18 protein-coding genes and 1 tRNA gene are annotated in these 21,846 nt (G+C 71.0%); 9 read left to right on the top strand and 10 right to left on the bottom strand.

Annotated elements, in window-relative coordinates:
* Nucleotides 1–259 precede the first annotated feature (259 nt).
* The 5 genes from ACWCPM_RS21815 to ACWCPM_RS21795 all read left to right on the top strand — a co-directional run bounded on the left by ACWCPM_RS21815 (nt 260) and on the right by ACWCPM_RS21795 (nt 6,004).
* Nucleotides 260–1,486 carry a branched-chain amino acid ABC transporter substrate-binding protein gene (locus tag ACWCPM_RS21815; protein ID WP_450977888.1) on the top strand — a complete coding sequence of 409 codons (1,227 nt, stop codon included), beginning with the start codon at nt 260–262 and terminating at the stop codon, nt 1,484–1,486.
* Between the two features lie 114 nt (nt 1,487–1,600).
* On the top strand, nt 1,601–2,533 hold the full coding sequence (locus ACWCPM_RS21810; protein WP_450977887.1) for a branched-chain amino acid ABC transporter permease: 933 nt from the start codon (nt 1,601–1,603) through the stop codon (nt 2,531–2,533).
* Nucleotides 2,534–2,540: 7 nt separating this feature from the next.
* Nucleotides 2,541–4,367, top strand: coding sequence for a branched-chain amino acid ABC transporter permease (locus ACWCPM_RS21805; protein WP_450977886.1), 1,827 nt, complete (start codon nt 2,541–2,543; stop codon nt 4,365–4,367).
* Between the two features lie 3 nt (nt 4,368–4,370).
* Nucleotides 4,371–5,291, top strand: coding sequence for an ABC transporter ATP-binding protein (locus ACWCPM_RS21800; protein WP_450977885.1), 921 nt, complete (start codon nt 4,371–4,373; stop codon nt 5,289–5,291).
* The gene (locus tag ACWCPM_RS21795; protein WP_450977884.1) at nt 5,288–6,004 is read left to right on the top strand and encodes an ABC transporter ATP-binding protein; all 717 of its coding nucleotides are present in this window, start codon (nt 5,288–5,290) and stop codon (nt 6,002–6,004) included. Before ACWCPM_RS21800 ends, ACWCPM_RS21795 begins: the two co-directional genes overlap by 4 nt.
* A gap of 79 nt (nt 6,005–6,083) precedes the next feature.
* Here the strand turns inward: ACWCPM_RS21795 and ACWCPM_RS21790 are convergent, their stop codons facing one another.
* Entirely contained in the window at nt 6,084–6,749 is a 666-nt protein-coding gene (locus ACWCPM_RS21790; RefSeq protein ID WP_450977883.1) for an ANTAR domain-containing response regulator, read from the bottom strand.
* Between the two features lie 100 nt (nt 6,750–6,849).
* On the opposite strand from ACWCPM_RS21790, the gene ACWCPM_RS21785 reads away from it, so the two are divergent.
* Together ACWCPM_RS21785 and ACWCPM_RS21780 are read left to right on the top strand one after the other, a co-directional pair.
* A tRNA-Leu gene (locus tag ACWCPM_RS21785) sits at nt 6,850–6,924 on the top strand.
* 107 nt (nt 6,925–7,031) lie between these two features.
* Entirely contained in the window at nt 7,032–7,808 is a 777-nt protein-coding gene (locus tag ACWCPM_RS21780; RefSeq protein WP_450977882.1) for a transcriptional regulator, read from the top strand.
* A 14-nt stretch (nt 7,809–7,822) separates the two neighbouring features.
* Here the strand turns inward: ACWCPM_RS21780 and pyk are convergent, their stop codons facing one another.
* The 7 genes from pyk to ACWCPM_RS21745 all read right to left on the bottom strand — a co-directional run bounded on the left by pyk (nt 7,823) and on the right by ACWCPM_RS21745 (nt 17,841).
* Entirely contained in the window at nt 7,823–9,250 is a 1,428-nt protein-coding gene (gene pyk / locus ACWCPM_RS21775; protein ID WP_450977881.1) for a pyruvate kinase, read from the bottom strand.
* Nucleotides 9,251–9,452: 202 nt separating this feature from the next.
* Nucleotides 9,453–10,172 (bottom strand): SIMPL domain-containing protein, encoded by a 720-nt coding sequence (locus ACWCPM_RS21770; RefSeq protein WP_450977880.1) that lies wholly within the window; start codon nt 10,170–10,172, stop codon nt 9,453–9,455.
* A gap of 233 nt (nt 10,173–10,405) precedes the next feature.
* Nucleotides 10,406–11,869, bottom strand: coding sequence for a lysine N(6)-hydroxylase/L-ornithine N(5)-oxygenase family protein (locus tag ACWCPM_RS21765; RefSeq protein WP_450977879.1), 1,464 nt, complete (start codon nt 11,867–11,869; stop codon nt 10,406–10,408).
* Entirely contained in the window at nt 11,866–13,224 is a 1,359-nt protein-coding gene (locus ACWCPM_RS21760) for a pyridoxal phosphate-dependent decarboxylase family protein (RefSeq protein ID WP_450977878.1), read from the bottom strand. The genes ACWCPM_RS21765 and ACWCPM_RS21760 overlap by 4 nt, the downstream gene beginning before the upstream one ends.
* A 182-nt stretch (nt 13,225–13,406) precedes the next feature.
* Nucleotides 13,407–15,890: an aminopeptidase N gene (gene pepN, locus ACWCPM_RS21755; protein ID WP_450977877.1), complete on the bottom strand. Its 2,484-nt coding sequence runs from the start codon at nt 15,888–15,890 to the stop codon at nt 13,407–13,409.
* A gap of 269 nt (nt 15,891–16,159) precedes the next feature.
* Nucleotides 16,160–16,507: a chorismate mutase gene (locus ACWCPM_RS21750; RefSeq protein WP_450977876.1), complete on the bottom strand. Its 348-nt coding sequence runs from the start codon at nt 16,505–16,507 to the stop codon at nt 16,160–16,162.
* Nucleotides 16,508–17,046: 539 nt separating this feature from the next.
* Nucleotides 17,047–17,841, bottom strand: a complete 795-nt coding sequence (locus tag ACWCPM_RS21745; protein WP_450977875.1) for a S1 family peptidase — start codon at nt 17,839–17,841, stop codon at nt 17,047–17,049.
* A gap of 164 nt (nt 17,842–18,005) precedes the next feature.
* Here ACWCPM_RS21745 and ACWCPM_RS21740 point away from each other — a divergent pair, with 164 nt between their 5' ends.
* Nucleotides 18,006–18,962 carry a hypothetical protein gene (locus ACWCPM_RS21740; protein WP_450977874.1) on the top strand — a complete coding sequence of 319 codons (957 nt, stop codon included), beginning with the start codon at nt 18,006–18,008 and terminating at the stop codon, nt 18,960–18,962.
* Between the two features lie 156 nt (nt 18,963–19,118).
* On the opposite strand, the gene ACWCPM_RS21735 is transcribed toward ACWCPM_RS21740, so the two are convergent.
* Nucleotides 19,119–20,030 (bottom strand): SDR family oxidoreductase, encoded by a 912-nt coding sequence (locus ACWCPM_RS21735; RefSeq protein WP_450977873.1) that lies wholly within the window; start codon nt 20,028–20,030, stop codon nt 19,119–19,121.
* A gap of 1 nt (nt 20,031) precedes the next feature.
* Nucleotides 20,032–20,874, bottom strand: a complete 843-nt coding sequence (locus ACWCPM_RS21730) for an SDR family oxidoreductase (RefSeq protein ID WP_450977917.1) — start codon at nt 20,872–20,874, stop codon at nt 20,032–20,034.
* Between the two features lie 105 nt (nt 20,875–20,979).
* Here ACWCPM_RS21730 and ACWCPM_RS21725 point away from each other — a divergent pair, with 105 nt between their 5' ends.
* Entirely contained in the window at nt 20,980–21,735 is a 756-nt protein-coding gene (locus ACWCPM_RS21725) for an enoyl-CoA hydratase family protein (protein WP_450977872.1), read from the top strand.
* Nucleotides 21,736–21,846 lie beyond the last annotated feature (111 nt).

The following is a 21,846-nucleotide window of genomic DNA, read 5'->3' as shown; positions in this document are numbered from 1 at the left end:
CTGCACGTCTCATAATGCGGACGGGGCGAATCGGCCGGAATTCCGCGCTTCCACCCGCTCAGTACCGCTCTGCATTACGTCGTGTCATAACAAGAGCGTCACAGCCTTGGTCAGACTCTCCTCCACGTTCCCCGCACCCGCTTAGAGTCACGGCCAGTCACCGCGCCGTCGGAATCGACGTCATCGGGCCTTTCTTCGGCCCGAGCGCTCGACTCGGCGTCTTCCAGGGGGAAGCGCCGCGCCAGGGAAAGGACTGATCGTGCGTCAACGTTCGCTCATCGCCATGACCGCCGCGCTGGCGGCGGGAGCACTCACTCTCACCGCCTGCGGTTCGCGCGACGGAGACGGCGGCTCGGACACCGGCGGCGGCACCACCGTCGTCATCGGTATCGACGCCCCGCTGACCGGCGACCTGTCCGCTCTGGGTCTGGGCATCAAGAACTCCGTGGACCTGGCTGCCAAGACGGCCAACAAGGAGAAGTACGTCGAGGGTGTGACCTTCAAGGTCGAGGCCCTCGACGACCAGGCGCAGCCCTCCGCGGGCCAGCAGAACGCCACCAAGTTCGTCGCCAACAAGGACGTCCTCGGTGTGGTCGGCCCGCTGAACTCCTCCGTGGCCGAGTCCATGCAGAAGGTCTTCGACGACGCCAAGCTCGTGGAGGTCTCGCCGGCCAACACCAACCCGGCCCTGACCCAGGGTCCGGACTGGCAGACCTCGAAGGCGCGTCCGTACAAGTCGTACTTCCGCACCGCGACCACGGACGCCATCCAGGGCCCGTTCGCCGCGCAGTACGTCTACAACGACGCCAAGAAGAAGAAGGTCTTCGTCATCGACGACAAGAAGACCTACGGCGCCGGCCTCGCCGCCACCTTCTCCGAGGAGTTCAAGAAGCTCGGCGGCAAGGTCGTCGGCACCGAGCACATCGACCCCGAGACCAAGGACTTCTCGGCGGTCGCCACCAAGGTCAAGGCCGCCGGCGCGGACGTCGTCTACTACGGCGGCGAGTACCCGCAGGCCGGCCCGCTCAGCAAGCAGATCAAGGCCGCGGGCGCCAAGATCCCGCTGGTCGGCGGTGACGGCATCTACAGCGCCGACTTCATCAAGCTGGCCGGCGCCAGCGGCACCGGCGACCTCGCCACCTCCGTCGGCGCCCCGGTGGAGGACCTCCCGTCCGCCAAGGAGTTCGTCGCCAACTACGAGGCCGCGGGCTACAAGGAGGCCTACGAGGCCTACGGCGGCTACTCCTACGACTCCGCCTGGGCCATCATCGAGGCCGTCAAGCAGGTCGTCGAGGGCAACAACGGCAAGCTGCCCGAGGACGCCCGCGCCAAGGTCACCGAGGCCATGCAGGGTGTCACCTTCGACGGTGTGACCGGCAAGGTCGCCTTCGACGAGTTCGGTGACGCCACCAACAAGCAGCTCACCGTGTACTCCGTGGAGAACGGCGCCTGGAAGGCCGCCAAGTCCGGCACCTACGAGGGCTGATCCCCAGCCGCACCACCTGACCGAGCCGCGCGGGGCGCCGCATCACTGGCGCCCCGCGCGGACTCGCATCCGGCCCCCTGTCGACGAATCATCCGAAGTCTCGGAGGACATGCGGTGAACGAACTGCCGCAGCAGCTGGTCAACGGCCTGCTACTAGGATCCATGTACGGGCTGGTCGCCATCGGCTACACGATGGTCTATGGCATCGTCCAGCTCATCAACTTCGCCCACGGCGAGATCTTCATGATGGGCGGCTTCGGCGCCCTCACCGTCTATCTGTACGTGCTGCCCGACGGCACGTCCCTGTGGGTGGCGCTCCCGCTGATGCTCATGGGCGGCATCATCGTCGCCGTCCTTGCCGCCGTGGGAGCGGAACGGTTCGCCTACCGCCCTCTGCGCACGGCTCCACGCCTGGCGCCCCTCATCACCGCCATCGGTCTCTCCCTCGCGCTGCAGCAGGCGGTGTGGGCCTGGTACCCCGACGCGCGCTCCGCCATCACGTTCCCGCAGATCCCCGGCGGGCCCTTCGAGCTCGGCAACGTCACGATCCAGACCGGTGACGTCTTCCTGCTCGTCGCGGCTCCCGTCAGCATGGCGATCCTCGCCTACTTCGTGATGAAGACCCGGACCGGCCGCGGTATGCAGGCCACCGCGCAGGACCCGGACACGGCCAAGCTGATGGGCATCAACACCGACCGCATCATCGTGGTCGCGTTCGCCCTCGGCGCCGCGTTCGCCGCCGTCGGAGCCGTCGCGTACGGCCTCAAGTACGGCGAGGTCCAGTTCCGCATGGGCTTCATCCTCGGCCTGAAGGCCTTCACCGCCGCGGTGCTCGGCGGCATCGGCAACATCTACGGCGCCATGCTCGGCGGCCTGGTCCTCGGTGTGGCCGAGGCCCTGTCGACCGCCTACATCTCCGACATCCCCGGCATGGAACAGTTCGGCAGCCAGTCCTGGGCCAACGTCTGGGCGTTCGTACTCCTCATCCTCGTACTCCTGTTCAGGCCCCAGGGTCTGCTCGGCGAGCGCGTCGCGGACAGGGCGTGATCCACCGATGACCACACAGACCACAGCACCAACGGCCCCTGGCCAGGTCGACGCCGGCAAGCACGCCGGACTCATCGGAATCCCCGCGCAGACCGGCCGCGCCCTCGCCACCGGCGGCGGTGTCCTGACGATCGTCTCGGCCTTCCTCGCCTGGACCTGGACGTCCGAGTTCCCCGGTGACCTCACCGTCTACGGCTACCCGGGCGGCCTGCAGGTCCTCGTCCTCGTCGGCGGCATCCTCACCACCCTGTTCGGCCTCGCCTCCTACGGCGTCAAGGGCCTGAAGTGGCTGACCCCGGCCGGTGCCGACAGCGCCCTGAGGCTCTCCGCGCTCGGCACGTTCGCCACCGCCTGGTACACCGTCCTCGCGATGTCCGCCCAGCTCGGCGGACTGGTCAACCTGGAGCCCGGCGGCTGGATCGCGGCGGTCGCCACCCTCACCGCCGCCCTCGGCGCGTACGCCCTGCCGTTCCAGTGGCCCACCCCCGAGCCGGTGGACCCCGACGACACCGGCTGGGAGCAGTTCCTCCACCGCATGCGGGGCGACCGGGCCGTCCTCAAGGCCGCCCACGCCTCCGGCACCGCGGCCCCCGCCCGTAAGCTCCCCGCCTACGCCGAGATCCTGGTGATCGTCGCGGCACTCGCCGTCGGCCTGATGGTCTTCACCTACGGCATCGGCACCGAGTACGACGAGCTGTTCGTCGGCTTCCTCATCACCGCCGGCTTCGGCTTCGCCGCGGCCGCCAAGGCCGGCCTCGTGGGCCGCGTCTCGGCGCTCACCGGCAAGCACCGCAACGTGACGATGATCGGCGCGTTCGTCGCGGCGGCCGCCTTCCCGTTCACGCAGTCCGACGACCAGTACGCGACGATCGGCGTCTACATCCTGATCTTCGCCACCGTCGCCCTCGGCCTGAACATCGTCGTCGGCCTCGCCGGCCTCCTCGACCTCGGTTACGTCGCCTTCCTCGGCGTCGGCGCGTACACCGCGGCGATGGTCTCCGGCTCGCCCTCCTCGCCGTTCGACATCCAGCTTCCCTTCTGGGCCTCGGCGTTGGCCGGTGCCGCCGTCGCCATGGTGTTCGGCGTCATCATCGGCGCCCCGACACTGCGGCTGCGCGGCGACTACCTCGCCATCGTGACGCTCGGCTTCGGTGAGATCTTCCGGATCACCGTCCTCAACATGGACGGCACCTCCGGCCCGGACATCACCAACGGCTCCAACGGCATCTCGTCGATCCCCAACCTCAACATCCTGGGCTTCGACTTCGGCCAGGAACACACGATCGCCGGCTTCACCATCGCGCGGTTCGCCAACTACTTCCTGCTCATGCTGCTGATCACGCTGATCGTCGTGATCGTCTTCCGGCGCAGCAGCGACTCCCGCATCGGCCGCGCGTGGATCGCCATCCGCGAGGACGAGACCGCCGCCCTCGCCATGGGCATCAACGGCTTCCGGGTCAAGCTCATCGCCTTCGCCCTCGGCGCCGCACTCGCCGGTCTCGCGGGCACGGTCCAGGCGCACGTCACCTACACCGTGACGCCCGAGCAGTACCAGTTCGCCCACGTGGTCCCGCCCAACTCGGCGTTCCTGCTGGCCGCGGTGGTCCTCGGCGGCATGGGCACGATCAGTGGTCCGCTCGTCGGCGCCGCGCTGCTCTACATCATCCCCGCCAAGCTCCAGTTCCTCGGCGACTTCCAGCTCTTCGCCTTCGGTCTCGCGCTGGTCCTGCTGATGCGCTTCCGCCCGGAGGGCCTCATCCCCAACCGGCGCCGCCAGCTCGAGTTCCACGAAGAGACGGAAGCACCCACAGTCCTCAGCAAGGCAGGGGCCTGACCCATGACAACCGACACCACCACCACCGGGGAGACCGTCCTCGACGCCCGCGGCGTCACCATGCGATTCGGCGGTCTGACCGCCGTCCGCGGCGTCGACCTCCAGGTCAACAGCGGCGAGATCGTCGGCCTCATCGGCCCCAACGGCGCCGGCAAGACCACTTTCTTCAACTGCCTGACCGGCCTCTACATCCCCACCGAGGGAGAGGTCCGCTACAAGGGCACCGTCCTGCCGCCGAAGTCCTTCAAGGTGACGGCGGCGGGCATCGCCCGCACCTTCCAGAACATCCGTCTGTTCGCCAACATGACGGTGCTGGAGAACGTGCTCGTGGGCCGGCACACCCGCACCAAGGAGGGCCTGTGGTCCGCCCTGCTGCGCGGACCGGGCTTCCACAAGGCCGAGGCCGCCTCCCGTGAACGCGCCATGGAACTCCTGGAGTTCGTCGGCCTCGCGTCCAAGGCGGAGCACCTCGCCCGCAACCTGCCCTACGGCGAGCAGCGCAAGCTGGAGATCGCGCGGGCGCTCGCCAGCGAGCCCGGCCTGCTGCTGCTCGACGAACCCACCGCGGGCATGAACCCGCAGGAGACCCGAACCACCGAGGAACTGGTCTTCGCCATCCGCGACAAGGGCATCGCCGTCCTCGTCATCGAGCACGACATGCGGTTCATCTTCAACCTCTGCGACCGCGTCGCCGTGCTCGTCCAGGGCGAGAAGCTCGTCGAGGGCGACAGCGCCACCGTCCAGGGCGACGAGCGGGTCGTCGCCGCGTACCTGGGCGAGCCGTTCGAAGGCGAGCCCGGCTCCGCCGAGGTGGCGGAGGTCGAGGCCGCCGAGGCACAGGCCTCCGGAGCGTCGGCCTCCGAGGCGGACGCCTCCGAGGCACAGGCCGACAGCACGTCGTCCGGCAAGGAGAACGACCGATGACCGCACTGCTCGAAGTCGAGGACCTCCGGGTCGCGTACGGCAAGATCGAGGCCGTCAAGGGCATCTCTTTCAAGGTCGACGCCGGCGAGGTCGTCACCCTGATCGGCACCAACGGCGCCGGCAAGACCACGACCCTGCGCACCCTGTCGGGCCTGCTCAAGCCCGTCGGCGGGCAGATCCGCTTCAACGGCAAGTCGCTGAAGAAGACCCCCGCCCACCAGATCGTCTCGCTCGGGCTCGCCCACTCCCCCGAGGGGCGGCACATCTTCCCGCGCATGACGATCGAGGACAACCTGCGCCTCGGCGCGTTCCTGCGCAGCGACAAGCCCGGCATCGAGAAGGACATCCAGCGCGCCTACGACCTCTTCCCGATCCTCGGGGAGCGGCGCAAGCAGGCCGCGGGCACCCTCTCGGGCGGTGAGCAGCAGATGCTTGCGATGGGCCGCGCCCTGATGTCCCAGCCGAAGCTGCTCATGCTGGACGAGCCGTCGATGGGTCTCTCGCCGATCATGATGCAGAAGATCATGGCGACGATCGCCGAGCTGAAGTCCCAGGGCACGACGATCCTGCTCGTCGAGCAGAACGCCCAGGCGGCCCTGTCCCTGGCCGACCACGGCCATGTGATGGAGGTCGGCAGCATCGTCCTGTCCGGCTCGGGCCAGGACCTGCTGCACGACGAGTCGGTTCGCAAGGCGTACCTGGGCGAGGACTAGACCCGGCACGCACCGCGCGTACGACGAGGCCCGCGCCCCCTGACGGACAGGGGGCGCGGGCCTCGTACCGTCTGTCGGCTCAGCCCTTGTCGGAGCTCTTGGCCGCCTTCTTCTCCGCGGCGTCCTCGATGACCGCCTCGGCGACCTGCTGCATGGACATCCGGCGGTCCATGGACGTCTTCTGGATCCACCGGAACGCGGCCGGCTCGGTCAGGCCGTACACGGTCTGCAGGACCGACTTCGCACGGTCGACCAGCTTGCGCGTCTCCAGGCGCTGGCTGAGGTCGGCGACCTCCTTCTCCAGCTCCCTCAGCTGCGTGTACCGCGAGACGGCCATCTCGATCGCCGGTACGACGTCGCTCTTGCTGAACGGCTTCACCAGGTACGCCATGGCACCGGCGTCCCGAGCGCGCTCGACGAGGTCGCGCTGGGAGAAGGCGGTGAGCATGAGGACGGGCGCGATGGACTCCTCGGTGATCTTCTCCGCCGCGGAGATGCCGTCCAGCTTGGGCATCTTCACGTCGAGGATGACCAGATCGGGGCGGTGCTCCCGGGCCAGTTCGACGGCCTGCTCGCCGTCACCGGCCTCGCCGACCACCGTGTAGCCCTCCTCCTCCAGCATCTCTTTGAGGTCGAGCCGGATCAGTGCCTCGTCCTCGGCGATGACGACACGGGTCGTCAGCGGAGGCACATGCGACTTGTCGTCGGACACGTGGTCGGGCTGGGGCGACTCGGGGGCGGTCACTCGGGCTCCTCGTTCAGGGGCAGGGGTACTGCTGACAAGAGCGTACCTAGCTGCGGTAAGGTAGGAACGCGGCAGGTCACCGTCAACCTTAGATTCATTGGCCCCGGTAGCCCAATTGGCAGCAGGCAACGGATTCAAAACCCGTACAGTGTCGGTTCGAGTCCGACCCGGGGCACTTTTCCTGTAATTCCAAGGTCAGCAAGCTGAATGCGGATGTGCACGTTCCCGTGAACATCCGCATTGTGCCGCGCACCGGCGGGTCGGCGCTTCCAGAGTGTTCGCATGTACGACCTCGACACTCGTGAACGAGCACTGGCTCTGGTGGCGCAGGGGCGCAGCTTGAATTCCGTCAGCAAGGAGACCGGGATCTCGCGCGCCGCGATCCGCTCCTGGCTGACGCGCATCACCCCGTTGTCCGGGAGGCAGCACCTGCACTGCTCGCTGTGCGGTCCGACGGCCGAACCGCCCGCCGACCGGGAGGCTTACAGCTATCTGCTCGGGCTCTACCTGGGCGACGGATGCATCAGCCCCGGCATGAGGTCGGGCTACTTCCTCAGGATCGCGTGCGCCGACTCATGGCCCGGCCTGATCGCTGCCTGCGCCGCCGCCGTCGAGGCCGTCAACCCCGCAGGAAGGTCCTACCGGGTCCAAGCGGTGGGCTACACCTCGGTCGTCGGCTACAGCCGCCACTGGCCCTGCCTCTTTCCCCAGCACGGCCCCGGCAAGAAGCATCGACGCCCCATCGCCCTGGAACCCTGGCAGCAGGAGATCGTCGACACCCACCCCTGGGAGTTCGTGCGGGGCCTCATCCACTCGGACGGCTGCCGGGTCACCAACTGGACGACCCGGACGGTCGGCGGCGAGCGCAGGCGCTACGAATACCCCCGGTACTTCTTCACCAACGTCTCCGGCGACATCCGTCGGCTCTACACCGACACGCTCGACGGCCTGGGCGTCGAGTGGACGCAGTGCACGCGCGACGGAATCCCCTTCAACATCTCCGTCGCGCGCAGCGCCTCCGTCGCCCTGCTCGACGCCCACGTGGGCCCCAAGTTCTGACGGCCGTACCGCTGCTACGACCTCTCACCGATGTGGTGCACCCGGACCATGTTCGTGGTGCCCGGCATTCCGGGGGGCGAGCCGGCCGTGATGACGACCGTGTCTCCGGGCTCGCAGCGGGCGTACCTGGTCAGCAGTTCGTCCACCTGGGCGATCATCGCGTCCGTCGACTCCGCGTGCGGGCCGAGGAAGGTCTCCACGCCCCACGTCAGGCTCAGCTGCGAGCGGGTCGCGGGCTCGGGCGTGAAGGCGAGGAGGGGGATCGGGGAGCGGTAGCGGGAGAGGCGGCGGGCGGTGTCGCCGGACTGGGTGAACGCGACCAGGAACCGCGCGCCGAGGAAGTCGCCCATCTCGGCCGCCGCGCGGGCGACCGCGCCGCCCTGTGTGCGGGGCTTGTTCAGCTCGGTCAGGGGGGAGAGCCCCTTGGCGAGGATGTCCTCCTCCGCCGCCTCGACGATCTTCGCCATCGTCCGGACCGTCTCGACGGCGTACTTCCCGACGCTGGTCTCCCCGGAGAGCATGACGGCGTCCGTGCCGTCGATGACGGCGTTGGCGACGTCGCTGGCCTCGGCGCGGGTGGGCCGGGAGTTCTCGATCATCGAGTCCAGCATCTGGGTGGCCACGATCACCGGTTTGGCGTTGCGCTTGGCGAGCTTGATCGCGCGCTTCTGGACGATCGGGACCTGTTCGAGCGGCATCTCCACTCCGAGGTCGCCGCGGGCTACCATGATGCCGTCGAAGGCCGCCACGATGTCGTCGATGGCGTCGACGGCCTGGGGCTTCTCCACCTTGGCGATCACCGGCAGTCGGCGGCCCTCCTCGTCCATGATGCGGTGGACGTCCTCGATGTCCCGGCCGCTGCGGACGAACGAGAGGGCGATGACGTCGAAGCCGGTGCGCAGGGCCCAGCGCAGGTCGGCCTCGTCCTTCTCGGAGAGCGCGGGGACGGAGACCGCGACGCCGGGGAGGTTCAGTCCCTTGCTGTCGGAGATCATGCCGCCCTCGACGACCCGGGTGCGCACCCGGGGCCCGTCGACCTCGGTGACCTCCAGGCACACCTTGCCGTCGTCGACGAGGATGCGCTCGCCGGGGGTGACGTCGCCCGCCAGGCCCTTGTACGTCGTTCCGCACGAGTGCCCGTCGCCCTGCGCGCCGTCCTCGACGGTGATGGTGAAGGTGTCGCCGCGTTCAAGGAGTACAGGTCCCTCGGTGAAGCGGCCGAGCCGGATCTTCGGGCCTTGAAGGTCGGCGAGCAGGCCGACGCTGCGCCCCGTCTCGTCGGAGGCCTTGCGTACGCGCTGGTAGCGCTCCTCGTGCTCGGCGTGTCCGCCGTGGCTGAGGTTGAAGCGGGCGACGTCCATTCCGGCGTCGACCAGTGCCTTGATCTGGTCGTACGTGTCGGTGGCGGGGCCCAGAGTGCAGACGATCTTCGCTCGGCGCATGAGGCGAGCCTATGCCTTACCGGCGGGTAGAAAATTGGCCGGGCATGACCACTCAACAACCTTTGCGTTTAAGGGGTGTTGACAAGTGTTGAATTGTGCACGGGGCCGCTCCGATGAGCATTTCGCAGTCCGCACCCCTTTCACAACCGGGGAATGACCATGCATCGGTCGGATATTCATCCGGGTCGATTTCCGAATTACCTCACAGCCGTGGCGGCACCATGGTGAAGCGGGCGTTGACCTGGGCGTGTACGTGCTGGCGCTGGGGTTCGAGGTCGAGAGGTGCCGCACTCGAGTCCTCGGCGGCCGCGGCATAGGCCGCCGAACGCATACGTCCATGGGGTGCCGCCGGATAGGGCTGAGGGCTCTCGGCGCCGATGTCGGCGAGTTCGACCAGGGCCGAAAGGGTCGTACCCAGCGCGTCCGCGTATTCACGGGCGCGCTGCACCGCCTCACGGACGGCCTGTCGGCGGGCCTCGCGGTGGGCGGGAGAGTCGGGGCGCAGCGCCCACCAGGGACCGTCGACGCGGGTGAGGTCGAGGTCGGCGAGGCGGGAGGTGAGCTCGCCGAGGGCGGTGAAGTCGGTGAGTTCTGCGGTGATGTGGACGGCGCCGTGATACGTGCGGATGCGTTCCCCGCGGCCGTGCTTGGTGAGCTCGGGGGTGATGGAGAAGGCGCCGGTCTCCACTCGTTCGACGGCGTCTCCGTAGGACTTGACCAGGTCGAGGGCGCCGGCGTTGCGGCGGGTGAGGTCGTCGAGCGCGGAACGCCGGTCGCGTCCACGGGCGCTCACCGTGACGCCGATGCGGGCGATCTCGGGGTCGACTTCCAGGCGCGCCTCACCGCGGACGGCGATGCGAGGAGCGTCGGGGGTCCCGTAGGGGACGGCGGGTTGCTGGGGTTCCTCGGTCGGTGAGGTCATACGTCCCACTCTGTCACCGACCGCGCCGGCGCGACCCCGGCCGGTCGCCGGATGTCGACGTCCGGGACCGTCCGCGACGGTCGGGTCCGGGTCAGGGACTGGGCGCGTAGGTCGACTTCGTGCGGGCGGCCGTCGGCGTTCCGGTCGACGTGGACAGGCTGACCGGGGCGGGCGACCGCCCGGCTACGACGACGCACCCGGATCGCGGAACGGGTGACCGCCGAGGGCGTGCGTCAGGTCCCGTCCCGCAGCGGGGTGAGTGTGCCCGGGTGCCGGGCGGGCGGGACCTGGGAGCGCTGCTGGTCCAGGCCGAAGGTGGTGAACGCGGTGCGGTGCGGCAGCGGGTACGGCTCCTTGCCGGTCAGGGCGTTGAGGATGGTGGCGCTGCGCCAGGCGGCGAGCCCCAGGTCGGGGCTGCCGACGCCGTGGGTGTGCAGCGAGGCGTTCTGGACGAAGGCCGTTCCGGTGACGGACGGGTCGAGGAGCAGGCGGAACTCCTCGTCGATGCGCGGGCGCTCGTGGCTGTCGCGGCGCAGATAGGGGTCGAGGCCGGCGAGGATCCGGTCGAGGGAGCGTTCGCGGTATCCCGTGGCCAGGACGACGGCGTGGGTGGTGAGCCGGGAGCGGGTGCCCTGCTGGATGTGTTCCAGGTGCAGTTCGACCTGGGTGGTGGCGATCCGGCCGGCGGTACGGACGCGGACACCGGGGGTGAGTACGGCGTCGGGCCAGCCGCTGTCCAGGTTGCGCCGGTAGAGCTCGTCGTGGATGGCGGCGATGGTGCCCGAGTCGATGCCCCTGTGGAGCTGCCACTGCGAGGCGACCAGCTGCTCGCGGACCGGTTCGGACAGGGCGTGGAAGTAGCGCGTGTAGTCGGGGGTGAAGTGCTCCAGGCCGAGTTTGGAGTACTCCATGGGCGCGAACGCCTCACTGCGGCCGATCCAGTGCAGTCGCTCACGGCCGGCGGGGCGGTGCCGCAGCAGGTCGAGGAAGACCTCGGCGCCGGACTGTCCCGACCCGACGACGGTGATGTGCTCGGCGGCGAGCAGGGCGGCGCGGTGGTCGAGGTAGTCGGCGGCGTGGATCACGGGCACGCCGGGTGCCTCGACGAGGGGCGTGAGCGGGTCGGGGACATGGGGCTCGGTGCCGATGCCGAGGACGATGTTCCTGGTGTGGGTGCGGCCGAGGGACTCGGCTTCTCCGTCGGCGTCGAGCCGGGTGAAGTCGACCTCGAAGACATCGCGCTCGGCGTTCCAGCGGACCGCGTCGACCTGGTGGCGGAAGTGCAGCCCGGGGAGGCTTTCGCTGACCCAGCGGCAGTAGGCGTCGTACTCGCCGCGCCGGATGTGGAAGCGCTCGGCGAAGTAGAAGGGGAACAGCCGCTCGCAGGCCCTGAGGTAGCTGAGGAAGGACCAGGGGCTGGCGGGGTCGGCAAGGGTGACGAGGTCCGCGAGGAAGGGGACCTGGACGGTGGCGCCGTCGACGAGCAGGCCGGGGTGCCAGTCGAAGGCCGGGCGCTGTTCGTAGAAGACGGCGTCGAGTTCGGCGAGTGGGTGGGCGAGCGCGGCGAGGGAGAGGTTGAACGGGCCGATGCCGATGCCGACCACGTCGCGGGGGGCCTGGGCGTCGTGCGGTGCCGGGTGGGCGGCGGCGTACGGGCTCACGTGTGCCGTGGTCGGCGGGTTCGTCGGGCGGGTCATCGGGGGGTGTGTCCTTCCACCAGGGTCAGGAGGGCGGCCAGGTCGGCCGGCCGGGTGCGGGGGTTCAGGAGGGTGGCCTTGAGCCAGAGCCGGCCGTCCAGCCGGGCGCGGCCGAGGACCGCGTGTCCGCCGGCGAGGAGGTCTCGGCGGACGCCCGCCACGGCGTCGTCGCCGGCGTCCGCGGGCCGGAACAGGACGGTGCTGATCGTGGGCCGGTCGTACAGCTCCAGGTCCGGGTGCGCGGCGATCATCCGTGCCAGCTCGTCGGCGAGCTCGCACACCTGGTCCACGAGCGCCCCGAGGCCGCTCCGTCCGAGACTCCTCAGCGTGACGGCGATCTTGAGGACGTCGGGTCGGCGGGTGGTGCGCAGGGAGCGGCCGAGCAGGTCGGGGAGGCCGGCCTCGGTGTCGTCGCCGGCGTTCAGGTAGTCGGCGCGCTGGTGCAGGGCGGCGAGGTCGCGGGCGTCGCGGACGGTGAGCAGGCCGGCGGCGATCGGCTGCCAGCCGAGTTTGTGCAGGTCGAGGGTGACGGTGTCGGCGGCGTCGAGCCCGCCGAGCCGGTGGCGGTGCCGCCGGCTGAACAGCAGCCCGCCCCCGTAGGCGGCGTCGATGTGCAGCCGGGCCCCGTGTGAGCGGCACAGGGCGGCGATCCGGGGCAGCGGGTCGATGAGCCCGGCGTCGGTGGTGCCCGCGGTGGCGGCGACGAGCACCGGGCCGGGCAGACCGGCGAGGGTCTCGTCGAGGGCGGCCGGGTCGAGGGTTCCGGCCGGGGCCGGGACGAGGACGGGGGCGGGCAGGCCGAGCAGCCAGGCGGCGCGGGTGAGCGAGTGGTGGGCGGAAGCCGCGGTGACGAGCTGGACGGTGCCGCCGTGTGCCTCGCGGGCGAGCAGCAGGGCGAGTTGGTTGGACTCGGTGCCGCCGGTGGTCACGAGGCAGTCGGCGGCGCCGGTCTCCGCGGCGAGCGCGCGGGTGACCAGGGCCTCCAGGGCGGAGGCGGCCGGGGCCTGGTCCCAGGAGTCCAGGGAGGGGTTGAGGACACCGGCGGCGAGGTCGGCCGCGGCGGCGAGGGCGAGCGGCGGGCCGTGCAGATGGCCCGCGCACAGGGGGTCGGCCGGGTCGGCGGCGCCCTCGGCGAGCGCCTGCACGAGGGCGCGCAGGGCGTCGGGGTCGCCCTTGTCCGGGAGTACGTCGCCCAGCGTGGCGCGCATCCGCGCGGCGACCGCCTCCGGGCCGCCCGCGGGAAGCGGGCCGCCGCGTGCCCGGCCGCCGGCGGCCAGCGCCCCGAGCACGGTGTCGAGCAGCGGCCGCAGGGCGCCCGGGCCGTCGGGGCCTGAGGCGAGGGGCGGCGTGGGCATGTACCCAGCTTGTACGCGCGGCGGGCGACGCGCCCGAAACGTCCTGCCAGAACGACCCGAAAGAGGGTACGCACCGGGCGTGTGCGTGTTCCCCCGCGACGAGGGACCGCCCCCGAGCTCGCCCCCGGGTTCGCCCCGAGCTCGCCCCCGGGTTCGCCGCCGAGCTCGCCCCCCGGCGGGGCCTAGACCGCCCCCCTCACCCGCAACGCCCGGGACAGGTCGTCGAGTTGGTCGGCGAGCCGTCGGCGCAGCGCGGGCACCGGGTCCGCGTCGCGCAGGCACTCCTCGCCCAGGCGCAGGGTCTCGGTGTCGACCGCGTGGGCCGGGAAGGCCCAGAAGCCGGCGGCCTCGGCGATGGCGGGGCCCCGGCGGGCCGCGAGGGCGACGGCGTCCTCGTAGTAGCGCGGCACGTACTCCCGCACCAGGTCGGCCTGTTCGGGCTGCCAGAAGCCCTGGGCGGTGGCCTTGAACAGGTAGTTGGACAGCTCGTCGCGGGCGAACATCGCCTCCCACGCCGTCCGCTTGGCCGCCGGGTCGGGCAGCGCGGCGCGGCAGCGGGCGGCGCCCTCCTGGCCGGTGGCGCTCGGGTCGCGGTCGAGCTCGGCGGCGATGGCGGCCTCGTCCGTCGCGCCGAGTACGGCGAGCCGGCCGAGGATGCGCCAGCGCAGCTCGGGGTCGAGCTCGGGTCCGCCGGGGACGATGCCGTCGGCGAGCCAGGCGGCGATCGTGTCGGGGTGCGCGGCGACGTCCACGAAGTGGCGCACGGCGAGCAGGCGCAGGCCGGGGTTGTCGCCGTCCTCGGTGCGGCGCAGCAGATCGCGGCAGAGGGCGGACAGCGTGCTCTGGGCGGCGGGCCGGTCCTCGGGGTTGAGGTAGCGGCCGGTGATCTGGCCGGTGGCGAAGCCGAGGACACCCTGGACGAGAGCGAGGTCGGTCTCGTGGGGGAGGTGGGCGCGGGCCGCTTCCAGGTAGGTGCCGGCCGGGAGTTCGGCGTCGCGGACGGCGTCCCTGAGGGCGTTCCACACCACCGCGCGGGTGAGGGGGTCGGGAAGGCCGCACAGTTCGTCGCGCACCGTCCGGAAGGACCGCGGGTCGAAGCGGACCTTGGCGTAGGTGAGGTCGCCGTCGTTGAGGAGGAGCAGCGTGGGGCGCTTGCCGATGGGGCGGGCTTCCGCCTGCGGGACGTCGAGGTCGAGGCGTTCGCGCAGGACGAGGCGGCCCTCGTCGCCGAGGTCCTGGTCGTAGAGGCCGACGGCGATGCGGTGGGGGCGGGTGCCGGTGCGGTCGACGGTGAGGGCGCAGACGCCGTTGTCGCCGGTGGTGACGCGCGGGGCGAGGGTGTCGACGCCGGTGGTGCGCAGCCAGGCGTCGGCCCAGGAGTGCACGTCGCGTTCGGTGGCGGAGGCGAGGGAGTCGATGAAGTCGGCGAGGGTGGCGTTGCCGAACCGGTGCCGGGCGAAGTGGGTGTTGATGCCGGCGAGGAAGTCCTTCTCGCCGAGCCAGGCGACGAGCTGGCGCAGGGCGGAGGCGCCCTTTGCGTAGGAGATGCCGTCGAAGTTGAGCAGGGCGGCGGCGGTGTCGTCGACGGCCTCGGGGGCGACGGGGTGGGTGGAGGGACGCTGGTCGGCGTCGTAGCCCCAGCTCTTGCGGACGACCCCGAAGTCCGTCCAGGTGTCGGTGAAGCGGGTGGCCTCGGTGAGGGTCTGGTAGCCCATGTACTCGGCGAAGGACTCGTTCAGCCAGATGTCGTCCCACCACTTGAGGGTGACGAGGTCGCCGAACCACATGTGGGCCATCTCGTGGGCGATGACCATCGCGCGGGTCTGCCGTTCGGTGTCGGTGACGGCGGAGCGGTAGACGAAGTGGTCGCGGAACGTGACCAGGCCGGGGTTCTCCATGGCGCCCGCGTTGAACTCGGGTACGAACGCCTGGTCGTAGGAGTCGAAGGGGTACGGCTCCTCGAACTTCTCGTGGTACCGGTCGTAGCACTGCCGGGTGATCTCCAGGATCTCGTCGGCGTCCGCGTCCAGGTGGGGGGCGAGGGAGCGACGGCAGTGGATGCCGAAGGGCAGGCCGCGGTGTTCGGTCCGCACCGAGTGCCAGGGGCCGGCCGCGACGGCGACGAGGTAGGTGGAGATCAGCGGGGTCGGCGCGGCCTTCCACACCCCGCCGGTGTGCGTGGTGACGCCGTTGGACAGGACGGTCCAGCCCTCCGGCGCCTTCACCGACACCTCGAAGACGGCCTTCAGGTCGGGCTGGTCGAAGGCGGCGAAGACGCGCTGCACGTCGTCGAGGAACAGCTGGGTGTAGACGTAGGTCTCGTCGTCGCTGGGGTCGGTGAAGCGGTGCATGCCCTCGCCGGTGCGCGAGTAGCGCATGGCGGCGTCGACGCGCAGTTCGTGCTCGCCGGCGGTGAGGTTCTTCAGCGGCAGGCGGTTGCCGTCGAGGCTCTCCGGGTCCAGGGGCTGCCCGTCCAGGGTCACCGCGCGTAGTTCGGCCGGCTTCAGCTCGACGAAGGTGTCCGCGTCCGTGCGCGCGGTGAACCCGATCACCGTCAGGGAGTCGAAGGTCTCGTCACCCGTGGTCAGGTCGAGGTCGACCTGGTAGTGACGGACGTCGATGAGCTGGGCACGGGCTCGCGCTTCGTCGCGCGTGAGTACGGACATGGATCACATGCTGCCTGATGCCGGTGACCGCGGGACAGGGGCGGGCGGTATCCCGGTGTCGTGCGCGGTCCCGCGCGCCGACGCGCGGCGGGTGCGCGCCGGTCCCTGGTGGCCGTCCGCTCCCTCGGCCTGCACCGGGGTCCGCGAGGATCCGACGGACGGGGGCCCGTGGGGCTGTGACGGACAGTGCCCATCCGTTGACGATCAGCGCACGGCCCTGAGGGGAGGCGCAGGTCCGACCGGTCCGTGCCGGAGGGTGTACGCCGGGGTCAATCCGTTGCCGGGGCGGCGTTCACGGTGTCCTCGGCGATGCGCTCGTGGTGCCTGATCACCTCGCCGATGATGAAGTTGAGGAACTTCTCGGCGAATCCGGGGTCCAGTTTGGCGCTCTCGGCGAGGGCGCGCAGCCGGTCGATCTGGCGTGCCTCGCGGGCCGGGTCGGCGGGCGGCAGCCGGTGCAGGGCCTTGAGCCGGCCGACCTGCTGGGTGCACTTGAAGCGCTCGGCCAGCATGTGGACGACGGCGGCGTCGATGTTGTCGATGCTGTCGCGCAGGCGCGAGAGTTCCTCGCGGACGGCCGGTTCGACGTCGTCAGGGGTGGTGTCGCGCGTGCTCATGGGTGCCCACCCTACGCGGCCGGCATCTGCTCGGCCCCGGGTGAAGTCCTGGCGTCGGCCGGCCGCGTCCCTCCAGGTCGACGTCCTCGCCGCCGACCTGGAGCGACACGGCGGCCGGCGGTCCGGTCACGCCCCGGGTCACGCCGGGCGCACGGACCCACCGACCACCGGCCCGAAGCCCGGCGGAACCGCCGAACGACCGACCCGGGCCGGACGGATTCGCCGAACGACCGGGCCGGGCCGGACGGATTCGCCGAACGACCGACCCGGGCCGGACGGACTCGCCGAACGACCGGGCCGGGCGAACCCACCGGGCGAACAGCCCGAGCCCGGCGGACCCACCGAACGAACAGCCCAAGTCCGAAGGGCCCGCCGACCGATCGCTCCAGGCCCGGCGGACCCGCCGAACGAACAGCCCGAGCCCGAAGGACCCGCCGAACGACCGCTCCAGGCCCGGCGGACCCACCGGCGACCGGACGGCCGGGGCCGCGGGCGCTCCGCCACGGGTCTCCGCCCCGGCGAACCGCCGGCCTACGGCGCTACAGCGCGTTCGCTGCCCGGGCTATGTCCTTCGCGAAGTGGCTGACCTCGGTGTAGACACCGGGAACGCCGGTGCGGGCGCAGCCGTCGCCCCAGCTGACGATGCCGACCTGGATCCACTTGCCGGCGTCGTCCTTGCGGAACATGGGGCCGCCGGAGTCACCCTGGCAGGTGTCGACGCCGCCCCGCTGGTAGCCGGCGCACAGCTCCTCCGCGGCCATGAGCCGGTTGCCGTAGTGCCACTTGCAGGAACGGTCGGTGATGAAGGGCACCGAGGCCTTCTGGAGCTTGGTGGTGCCGGTACCCGCGCCCTCACGGGTGTCGCCCCAGCCCGCGATGGTGAAGGTGCCACGGTCGTAGCGGTTGGTCGTGGCGATCTTCAGCGTGGGCTTGTCGATCGGTCGGGCGAGCTTGATCAGCGCCCAGTCCTTGCCCACGCCGTTGTAGCCCGGCGCCACCTTGACCTTGGTCGACTTGACCTTGATCGCGGCGGAGGAGTTGAGGTCGGCGACGCCCGCGGTGACCGTGATGCCGGTGTTGTTGCCGGAACCGTTCATGCAGTGGGCGGCGGTCAGGACGACGTCCTTCTTGTAGAGCGCGCCGCCACAGCCCATCGAGAGGTGGACCATGAACGGGAACTCGTTCTGTACAGCGGGCTTGCCCCCGATGACACGCGTGTCGGCGGCGTGCGCGCTGACGGGCTGGAGGCTGGCGACCGCGAGAGCGACAGCACCGGCCGCCGCGGCTCTCTTGGCCAGGGTCAGACCGTTTCTCGTCGTCGCGTTTTGGGTCAACGTACTTCCCTTCGTGGCAGATTGGGCGGCTCGCCAGTATGAAGATCGAGCGGCGGCCATGACAAGGACTGATCTCACGCCCCCACCGCGCAACCCACCGAGGGAAATTCCGCTCTCTCCCTCGTAGAGTGGATGGGGGTTCACGGCGTCTAGGGGGTACGGGCGTGGCGAACGACGGACCGGTCGAACACGGCTACCCACACCTGGAGACGGTGCGGGCCGCCGTCACGGCGCTCTACAGACGGTTGTCGTACGACACGATCCAGACGTTCGCGGCCAGCGTCCCCCCTGCCGACGTGGCGTTCTGCGACACCGACGACCTGTATCTGGGCGCCCAGCGCGTGGCGCGCGAACTGGTGCGGCACTACCGGCTGCCGGACGCCCGCCTGATCGTCAACTTCCGCGAGATGCAGCACGCGGCGAACGTCGAACTCACCGCAGGTCCCGAGTACTTCGTGGAGCTGAACGACCGGTTCCGCACCCACCGCCGGGACATCGGCGCGGCGCTCGCGCACGAGATCATGCATGTCTATCTGCACCGCCTGGACCTGTCGTTCCCCGGCACGCGCGACAACGAGATCCTCACGGATACCGCGACGACGTATCTGGGTGCCGGCTGGCTGCTCCTGGACGCCTACCGGGAGAACGCGGCGTCCAGCCAGAAGCTGGGCTATCTGACCCCCGAGGAGTTCGGGTACGTCCTCGCCAAGCGCGCCCTGGTCTTCGGTGAGGACCCCTCGACGTGGTTCACCAGCCCGCAGGCGTACACGGCGTACGCCGAAGGTATGACGCTGGCCCGGCACGACGAGCGGCAGCCGCCGCTCACCGCGGCGGGCTGGGCGGGACGCCGCCGCTACGCCCGCGACCGCCGCCACGCCCAGAACCACGCCGCCCAGAATCACGCCGCTCAGAATCACGCCGCTCAGAGCCACGCCGCCCAGGACCACCGTGCCGGGGCCGACGCGACGGGCGCGCCGTACGCCTTCTCCCCCTGCGCCGGCGGCCCGCTGCGGGTGTCGTTCCCGTGCCCCACCTGTCACCAGCGGATCAGGGTGCCGGTGCGAGGGCGGGTGCGGGCACGGTGCGCGCTGTGCCGGACGGTGCTGGAGTGCGACACGTAGGCCGCGTGCGCGCCCCGTGGGCCGCGTCACGCGCCGGTGGCTACGTCACGCCTCGGTGGCCGCGTCACGTCTCGGGGGCTACGGCAACTGCCCTTGGGGCCCACGTCACGCCCCGGGGGCTAAGGCAACTGCCTGGGCCCGCAGTCGCCGGCGGCGTCACGTCTGGGTGCCGTACACCGGACCGGGCATCCGGGACCCGGCCAGCAGTTTCCGTACCACCTCGTCGAGTTCGGCCACGTCCCAGCGTGCGCCCTTGTCCGCGGTGGGTCCCGCGTGCCAGCCCTCCATCACGGTGATGCGGCCGCCCTCCGCCTCGAACACCCGGCCGGTGACGCCCGCGCTCGCCGCGGACCCTAGCCAGACGACGAGCGGGGAGACGTTCTCCGGGGCCATGGCGTCGAAGCCGGTGCGCGGTGCCGCCATGGCCTCGGCGAACGTCCGCTCCGTCATACGGGTACGCGCCGCCGGGGCGATGGCGTTGACCTGGACGCCGTAGCGGCCCAACTCGGCCGCCGCGACCAGGGTCAGCCCGACGATCCCGGCCTTTGCGGCGCTGTAGTTGCCCTGCCCGACCGAGCCCAGCAGCCCGGCCCCGCTGCTGGTGTGGACGATCCGGGCCTCTGGTGCGCGCCCCGCCCTGGCCTCGGCCCGCCAGTGCGCGGCGGCGTGCTTCAGCGGCAGGAAGTGCCCCTTGAGGTGGACGCGCAGTACGGCGTCCCAGTCGTCCTCGTCGAGGTTGACCAGCATCCGGTCGCGCAGGAAGCCCGCGTTGCTGACCAGCGTGTCGAGTCGGCCGTAAGCCTCCAGCGCCGTGCCGATCAGCGAGGCGGCGCCCTCGGTGGTGGCGATGTCACCGGTGTGCGCGACGGCCTCGCCGCCCGCCTCACGGATCTCCTCGGCCACCTGGACGGCCGGGCCGTCGACGCCGGGCTCCCCGGCCGGACCCACCCCCAGGTCGTTGACGACGACCCGGGCTCCCTCGGCGGCGAAGGCGAGCGCGTGCGCCCGTCCGAGCCCCCGGCCGGCCCCGGTGACGACGACGACACGTCCCTCACGGACACGGTTCATATCAGCGCTCCTCGGGGGCGGTGACGCCATACGCGTCGGCGGTGACGGCGTACGCGTCGGCGGTGACGGCGTACGCGTCGGCGGTGGCGGCGCTCAGGAAGGCGGGGCGTTCGCCGCCGCCGTGCACCTGCAGACTGGCGCCGCTGATGTACGAGGCGCCGTCGGACGCGAGGAACACGGCGGCCGCCCCGACGTCGGCGGGGGCGGCGAGCCGTCCGAGAGGAACCGTGCGGGAGACGGCGGCGACACCCTCCTCACCGCCGTAGTGAAGATACGACGACTCGGTGTGGACCATGCCGACGACGAGCGTGTTCACGCGTACGTCGGGCGCCCACTCGACCGCCATCGAGCGGGCGAGGCTCTCCAGACCGGCCTTCGCGGCGCCGTACGCCGCCGACCCGGGTGACGGACGGCCGCCGCTGACACTGCCGATCATCACCACGCACCCCCGTGTCCGCCGCAGGCCCTCGTAAGCGGCGAGGGACGCGGTGAGCGGGGCCACGAGGTTCAGCTCGACGACCCGGGCGTGCCGCTCGGCGTCGACATCGGCCAGCAGCCGGTACGGCGTGCCGCCGGCGTTGTTGACGAGGACGTCGAGACGGGGCAGAGCGGCGAAGAAGTCCCGGACGGCGGCGGGCTCCCGCAGATCGAGAGGGACGAACCGGGCGCCCTCGAAGGGGACTTCGGGCGGCCGTCGGGCGCAGGTCACGACCTCGGCGCCGGCCTCGGCGAAGGCCCGTGCGATCCCGGCGCCGACGCCTCGCGTGCCGCCGGTGACGACGACGGTCCGGCCGTCGAGGCGCGCGGCCGCTGAAGAGCGCCGTGGAACCGGCGAGTTGTCCACAGGGGCTGCGTTGTCCACAGGGGCTCCCACGCTGATCCGGCGGCTGCTAGCTTCGAAGCGTCGAACACCTAACAAATGTTTGGTGGAAAGGTAGCTGATGCGGCCATGGGTGTCTCCACCTCGACCCCGGAAAAGGGGATCTGCGTCGTCACGGTCGACTTCCCCCCGGTGAACGCGCTGCCGGTGCGGGGCTGGCACGCCCTGGCGGACGCGGTACGCACGGCCGGGCGGGACCCCGGTGTCCGCTGTGTCGTGCTGACCGCCGAGGGACGCGGCTTCAACGCGGGTGTGGACATCAAGGAGATACAGGCGCGGGGACCCGCCGCCCTGCTCGGCGCCAACTCCGGCTGCGCGGAGGCCTTCGCGGCGGTGTACGAGTGCGAGGTCCCGGTCGTGGCGGCCGTGCGGGGCTTCTGCCTCGGCGGCGGCATCGGGCTCGTCGGCAACGCGGACGCGATCGTGGCGAGCGAGGACGCCACCTTCGGCCTGCCGGAGCTGGACCGGGGCGCCCTCGGCGCGGCCACGCACCTGTCCCGCCTGGTCCCGCGGCACCTCATGCGCGCGCTGTACTACACCTCCCGCACGGCCACCGCGGCCGAGCTGCACGCGCACGGCTCGGTGTGGCGGGTGGTACCGGGCGAGGAACTGGGCGGCGCGGCCCTGGAACTGGCCCGCGAGATCGCCGCTAAGGACGGCCGGCTGCTGCGCCTGGCCAAGGCGGCGATCAACGGTATCGACCCCGTGGACGTACGCCGCGCCTACCGGTTCGAGCAGGGCTTCACCTTCGAGGCCGAACTCAGCGGGGTCGCGGACGAGGTGCGGAGCACCTTCGGAGCGGCAGGGAGGGAGAAACACGCGTGACGACGAAGACCGGAAGCCGTACGACTGACACCGGAAGCGACACGAAGAGGACCGGAAGCAGCGCGACGGAGACGGGAAACAACACGGCGGAGACCGGAAGCGGCACGGCGG

The sequence above is a fragment of the Streptomyces sp. NPDC002309 genome, assembly GCF_053593375.1.
The sequence above is the reverse complement of the archived record's forward strand: the minus strand, read 5'-3'. Positions and strand labels throughout refer to the sequence as shown.

What these genes read in the sequence shown, in the direction of transcription:
- ACWCPM_RS21725 (WP_450977872.1), top strand. Translation starts at nt 20,980, where the DNA reads ATGGGTGTCTCCACCTCGACCCCGGAAAAGGGGATCTGCGTCGTCACG.
- ACWCPM_RS21765 (WP_450977879.1), bottom strand. Translation starts at nt 11,869, where the DNA reads ATGACCCGCCCGACGAACCCGCCGACCACGGCACACGTGAGCCCGTAC.
- ACWCPM_RS21760 (WP_450977878.1), bottom strand. Translation starts at nt 13,224, where the DNA reads ATGCCCACGCCGCCCCTCGCCTCAGGCCCCGACGGCCCGGGCGCCCTG.
- ACWCPM_RS21750 (WP_450977876.1), bottom strand. Translation starts at nt 16,507, where the DNA reads ATGAGCACGCGCGACACCACCCCTGACGACGTCGAACCGGCCGTCCGC.
- ACWCPM_RS21780 (WP_450977882.1), top strand. Translation starts at nt 7,032, where the DNA reads ATGTACGACCTCGACACTCGTGAACGAGCACTGGCTCTGGTGGCGCAG.
- pepN (WP_450977877.1), bottom strand. Translation starts at nt 15,890, where the DNA reads ATGTCCGTACTCACGCGCGACGAAGCGCGAGCCCGTGCCCAGCTCATC.
- ACWCPM_RS21800 (WP_450977885.1), top strand. Translation starts at nt 4,371, where the DNA reads ATGACAACCGACACCACCACCACCGGGGAGACCGTCCTCGACGCCCGC.
- ACWCPM_RS21805 (WP_450977886.1), top strand. Translation starts at nt 2,541, where the DNA reads ATGACCACACAGACCACAGCACCAACGGCCCCTGGCCAGGTCGACGCC.
- pyk (WP_450977881.1), bottom strand. Translation starts at nt 9,250, where the DNA reads ATGCGCCGAGCGAAGATCGTCTGCACTCTGGGCCCCGCCACCGACACG.
- ACWCPM_RS21735 (WP_450977873.1), bottom strand. Translation starts at nt 20,030, where the DNA reads ATGAACCGTGTCCGTGAGGGACGTGTCGTCGTCGTCACCGGGGCCGGC.
- ACWCPM_RS21770 (WP_450977880.1), bottom strand. Translation starts at nt 10,172, where the DNA reads ATGACCTCACCGACCGAGGAACCCCAGCAACCCGCCGTCCCCTACGGG.
- ACWCPM_RS21795 (WP_450977884.1), top strand. Translation starts at nt 5,288, where the DNA reads ATGACCGCACTGCTCGAAGTCGAGGACCTCCGGGTCGCGTACGGCAAG.